The following is a 4,711-nucleotide window of genomic DNA, read 5'->3' on the forward strand; positions in this document are numbered from 1 at the left end:
CCGGCCTACCCCGGGTCCCGGGCAGAGGCGGGCAGGCCCGGCCCCCAGCTGCGCAAGGCCGGGTCAAAAGCGGCGGCATGATCCGGGTTGACTAGATAGTTTTCGTTCTCGATCCACTCGGTATCGGGCCCGAATTTTGCCTGGCCACCCATGTCCAGGGTCAGGTGCACGCCAAGGCCTGCGCTATTGGGCATCGGATAGATCAGGTGAGAAAACGGTGCGCGGCGGTTCAGCGTGAAATAGCTGCCCTTGCAGTAATACTCGCCCGGAATATGTGCCGGGTCAAGCCCGCTGATGTTGCGCGCCAGCGTAGGGGCGTGCAGGCCAGACGCATTAATGAGTGTGCGACAGCGTAAAGTCATGGCTTCGTCCCCGCCGAAATGGCAGGTGAAGGCGCCGTCGGCGTCGATATTCGCGTGCAGCATGGGCGTGCGCAGGATAACCTGGGCGCCGGCGTTTTCTGCATCGCCCTGCAGGGCCAGCATATAGGCGTGGCTATCGATAATGCCGGTTGACGGAGACAGTACAGCGGCGGCGCAGTCAAGTTCGGGTTCCAACTTGCGCGTCTGCTCGGCAGTAAGCCATTGCAGATCGTCTACGCCGTTGGCCTTGCCCTGGGCGGCGATTTTTTCCAGATACGGCACCTGGCTGTCGGCGGTGGCGACCAGCAGCTTGCCCATGCGTTTGTACGGAACATGGCGTGAATCACAATAGGCATAAAGCTGCTTTTTGCCTTCTACACAGAGGCGGGCCTTCAGGCTGCCTTCGGGATAATATAAACCGGCATGAATCACTTCGGAGTTGCGTGAGCTGGTGCCCATGCCGATGGCTTCTTCGGCTTCCAGCACCAAAACTTCGGTTCCCGAACAGGCCAGTTCGCGGGCTATGGCAAGTCCGACAACACCGGCGCCGATGACGATGCATTCAATATCAACACTCATTATGTTTCTGTTAAGGTAGGGGTCAAGTCAAAACTGCCCGCATGATAGACCAGGGGCAGTGAGTCGGTATGGTGACACCGCTCCACCTCGCCGATCAGGATCATATGATCCCCTTCATGGTAGTGATTGCGGTTGTAGCATTCGAACCAGGCCGAGCAATAGCGGTCATCCAGTTTTGGGACCTGTTCATCTGTTGCGCCTGGCGTCCAGACTATGTCGCGGAAACGTTCTTGCGGACTGCCGGCGGAAAACTGGCGGGCCAATGTCAGTTGTTCGGCGTTCAATATGTGGATGTTGTAGCGCGTGATCTGTTCAAATGCTTCCCGGTTGGAAGAGGATTTGATCAGGCTCCAGAGCACCAGCGGGGGGTTCAGCGAGACAGAATTGAAGGAGCTGACGGTCAATCCGATGGGATGGCCGGTTTGCGGATGATTGGCCGTCACGATGGTGACGCCGGTCGCAAAGCGGCCCAGCGCAGACTTGAAATCCCGAGAGTCAAAATCCGGAGCCTGTGCGCTCATTGTCTTGATACCTTATTTCTTAGCTTTATGATCATGTCAGGGAGACAGGCGAACCATGGACCAGCGTGCGTCCTGGTCACGCGTATAACGAAGCCGGTCATGCAGCCGCGACGGGCGGCCCTGCCAGAACTCGATCATTTCCGGAATCACGACATAGCCTCCCCAGTGGGGCGGTTTTGGGACTGTGTCGCCAAATTTTTCCCTGAAATCCTCTGCGCGTTCTTCCAGTTCTTCGCGGGTAATCACCTGGCTTTGCTTGGATGCCCAGGCACCGATTCGGGAGCCCAGCGGACGGCTGACGAAGTAGTCGGTCGACTCCGCTTCGGGGAGTCGCTGCGCGATGCCGTTGATATGAACCTGACGTTCCAGTCCCAGCCAGACGAATAGCAGGCTGACCGCTGCATTGCCGGCAATATCGTGGCCCTTGCCCGATTCGTAGTTGGTGAAAAAGGTGAAGCCTTCGGCCGTCAGGTCCTTGAGCAGAACTGTGCGGGAGGAAGGTCTGTGGCGCGCGTCGACGGTGGACAGCACCATGGCGTTGGGTTCCTTGATGCCGCCGGCGACGGCATCGTTGAACCAGCGTTCGAATTGTTTGATCGGGTCGGGATCGGCCTGGGATTCCAGAAGCACGTTCTGTTCGTAGTTCTGGCGTAAATCTGCGAGCGTCATAATTACTTCTTCAGGGAAAATACCTAAAGGAATAGTGTACTGCACTTGGGCGGATTTCCCCGGCAATTCCCGGTCGCCGACAGCAGATTTCCCGGTCAGGTAGCTGGTTTTGCCGGGTATGTTTTTTTGAGCGTATCTGCCAGTTTGAACAGGGCATGATCCTGGATGTTGGCATCCGACAGGGCATGCGCGGTTTCGATCACATATTCAGGGCACGGGCCGTTCTGACCGGTGGCGTTCAGGATGATCTGCAGGGTTTCCTCGAAGGTCAGGTCCTTGGCGTAGGCGTGATTTTCCCGGTCCATGATAAAGGCCAGGGCGCGTACCGTACCGTGTTCTGTTTCGCAGTGGGTCCAGGTTGGGATATAGGCGCCCGAGACCATTTCGCGTTTCCACAAGGCGCGAAATTCTTGTTCCAGCGCATCGGGCCGCAGTTTGAAGACTTTGCCTTCGCATTTTCCTCCTTCGTCCAGGCCGAACACCAGACCAGGCCGTTCCGGCGTCCCGCGGTTGACGCTGGACCACAGGCACAGTGCACGATGGTAACCATGAAGGGTGGCAAGACGGCATTCCTGGAATTCGAATTCAGGACGCCAGATAAGGGATCCGTAACCAAAAACCCATACGTTGCCCGGGTCGGTGCCGGCCAGGTTCTGCTGCATGGAGTGTTCGACTTCTTCGTCGGTCCACAGACGGAACTGGCGGATATGGTCGAGTGCTTTTTGTAAGGGATTCCTGATTAGTTCAGCCACGGAAATGAACTTCTTTGAATGTGCATTAAAATATTACAGGAGTCCGGAGCGCAGATGAAGCCAGACCAGCCGGACGCCGGCGGTTAAATCTCTGTAACAAGTTTAGTATAGGTCAGATTCGATTGGAATGGATACAACTATTAACGATAAGCAAAGACGTTTCAGCGGTTTACAGCGCCTGTATGGCGATGGAGCAACAGCACGCCTGGAGCAGGCCCATGTCATGGTGGCGGGAATCGGCGGCGTGGGCTCGTGGACAGCAGAGGCCCTGGCCCGTTCCGGCGTGGGCGAACTGACGCTAATCGACCTGGATCATATCGCCGAATCCAATGTGAACCGGCAGATTCATGCGCTGTCGGCCACATTTGGTCAGGCTAAAATTCAGGCCATGGCTGATCGCATTGCCGGGATCAACCCCGATTGCCGCGTGAACCTGGTAGACGATTTTCTGGGACCCGATAATGTCGATACGCTGCTGCAGGCGCGACCCGTAAGCGTTCTGGTGGACGCCACCGACCAGGTCGCGGCCAAAATCGCCATGGTGCTGGCCAGCCAACGTGAGCAAATTTCATTTATTATGTGTGGCGGCGCCGGCGGCAAGCTGGATGCGCTCACGCTGACCGCCGGTGATTTGTCCGCGGCGCGCAACGACGCGTTGCTGGGTCGTATCCGGCAACAGTTGCGTAAGCATCATGGGTTTGCCAAAGGCTCGGATCGACACGGCAAGGCCCTGCGCAAGGCGCCTGCCATGCGCGTTTTTGCGCTCTGGTTCGACCAGCCTGCCATTTTGCCCCAGGCATGGGGGGCGCCGGCAGAAAGCGGCGGTCCTCAGGGCTTGTCCTGCGCCGGCTATGGATCTGCGGTAACGGTAACAGCAGCAATGGGTATGGCGGCGGCCGGCGAGGCGATTCGCAGGATCCTGGCCTGATCGCAAGCGCATTGCGGCGTTGCCGATATAGCGATGTCTTGAACAAAAAAACGGCAGAACATGGCCATGGTCATGGTTTTTGGCATGGCCGCGGCTGCGCGTGCGCTTTGGCACGGTGGCGATGGGCTGAGGCGAGAGGTGAATGGTAGGTGTAAAGTGAATGGCAGGGTGCGAAGTCAAGGGTGAAGGGGCGATCGTTGATGCACGACTTGCCGCGCGGTTTGCCTGGTTCGACGAAGGCGCCCAGTTGTATTTTGGCTTCGGTAGTGGCACATAAAAGACATTTTTCCATAAATTACCCGGGTAATATTTAAATTTTATTTATATCCGGGTAATATTTGGGTTGCACTTATCAAGCCGACCAAGGAGTTCCACCAATGGCTGCAACCCCTGAACAAACCTATACCGTATTCTATGGATACCGCAAGCTCGCCTCCGGTACGCTGTCCCAGGTGGCGACGGCATATCGGACCGCCCTGAAAACACCGTCAACCAGTGCGGTATTGATATTCGACGATGCTTCCGGTCGTTCGACCGATATTGATGTGCGGCTGCTGGATGCCGCAGCGCCAAACGATCAGCAGGAAGGTCTTAACCCACAGCTCACAACTTTGCGCACTGGTAGCGGGGCAGCAGGGGCGCCTAAGCCCGATATGACGGACGCCACCGCTTCTTCATCGCCTCTTGCAACGTTGACGCAGGCACCGCAGGAGAGCGGCCATCAGGCTGTGCGGCGACGCGGCCGACCGAAGCTGGGGGTGATTTCCCGGGAGGTGACGCTGCTGCCCAGACATTGGGAATGGCTGGCCGCCCAGCCAGGGGGCGCATCGGTCGCGTTGCGTAAGTTGGTTGAAGCGGCCCGGCTCCGCAACACGGACCGTGATGCCCGGCGCGCAGCCC

General features: G+C 57.7%; 5 protein-coding genes and 1 pseudogene. 2 read left to right on the plus strand and 4 right to left on the minus strand.

What is annotated here, in order from left to right; all coding sequences use genetic code 11:
• The 4 genes and pseudogenes from ACTIKR_RS12305 to ACTIKR_RS12320 form a co-directional block, all read right to left on the minus strand.
• Positions 1-941: pseudogene (locus ACTIKR_RS12305) on the minus strand (NAD(P)/FAD-dependent oxidoreductase); the annotation flags it as partial.
• Positions 941-1,462 carry a flavin reductase family protein gene (locus ACTIKR_RS12310; protein WP_193087794.1) on the minus strand — a complete coding sequence of 174 codons (522 nt, stop codon included), beginning with the start codon at positions 1,460-1,462 and terminating at the stop codon, positions 941-943. The pseudogene ACTIKR_RS12305 and the gene ACTIKR_RS12310, both read right to left, overlap by 1 nt.
• Before the next feature lie 36 nt (positions 1,463-1,498).
• Positions 1,499-2,131, minus strand: coding sequence for a pyridoxamine 5'-phosphate oxidase (gene pdxH, locus ACTIKR_RS12315; RefSeq protein WP_193087795.1), 633 nt, complete (start codon positions 2,129-2,131; stop codon positions 1,499-1,501).
• 95 nt (positions 2,132-2,226) lie between these two features.
• On the minus strand, positions 2,227-2,793 hold the full coding sequence (locus tag ACTIKR_RS12320; RefSeq protein ID WP_193087832.1) for a gamma-glutamylcyclotransferase: 567 nt from the start codon (positions 2,791-2,793) through the stop codon (positions 2,227-2,229).
• A 217-nt stretch (positions 2,794-3,010) separates the two neighbouring features.
• On the opposite strand from ACTIKR_RS12320, the gene ACTIKR_RS12325 reads away from it, so the two are divergent.
• Both ACTIKR_RS12325 and ACTIKR_RS12330 read left to right on the plus strand, forming a co-directional pair.
• Positions 3,011-3,811 (plus strand): tRNA threonylcarbamoyladenosine dehydratase, encoded by an 801-nt coding sequence (locus tag ACTIKR_RS12325; RefSeq protein WP_193087796.1) that lies wholly within the window; start codon positions 3,011-3,013, stop codon positions 3,809-3,811.
• A gap of 377 nt (positions 3,812-4,188) precedes the next feature.
• Positions 4,189-4,711: DUF2239 family protein (locus tag ACTIKR_RS12330; protein ID WP_442327973.1), on the plus strand; the 523-nt coding region annotated here is incomplete at its 3' end.

This window comes from Advenella sp. (genome assembly GCF_052108595.1).
In the GTDB taxonomy this organism is placed as follows: Bacteria; Pseudomonadota; Gammaproteobacteria; order Burkholderiales; family Burkholderiaceae_B; genus Advenella.

Bases quoted from the DNA above. Each gene is read 5' to 3' on its own strand.
- ACTIKR_RS12325 (WP_193087796.1), top strand. From the start codon at position 3,011: ATGGATACAACTATTAACGATAAGCAAAGACGTTTCAGCGGTTTACAG.
- ACTIKR_RS12310 (WP_193087794.1), bottom strand. From the start codon at position 1,462: ATGAGCGCACAGGCTCCGGATTTTGACTCTCGGGATTTCAAGTCTGCG.
- pdxH (WP_193087795.1), bottom strand. From the start codon at position 2,131: ATGACGCTCGCAGATTTACGCCAGAACTACGAACAGAACGTGCTTCTG.
- ACTIKR_RS12320 (WP_193087832.1), bottom strand. From the start codon at position 2,793: ATGCAGCAGAACCTGGCCGGCACCGACCCGGGCAACGTATGGGTTTTT.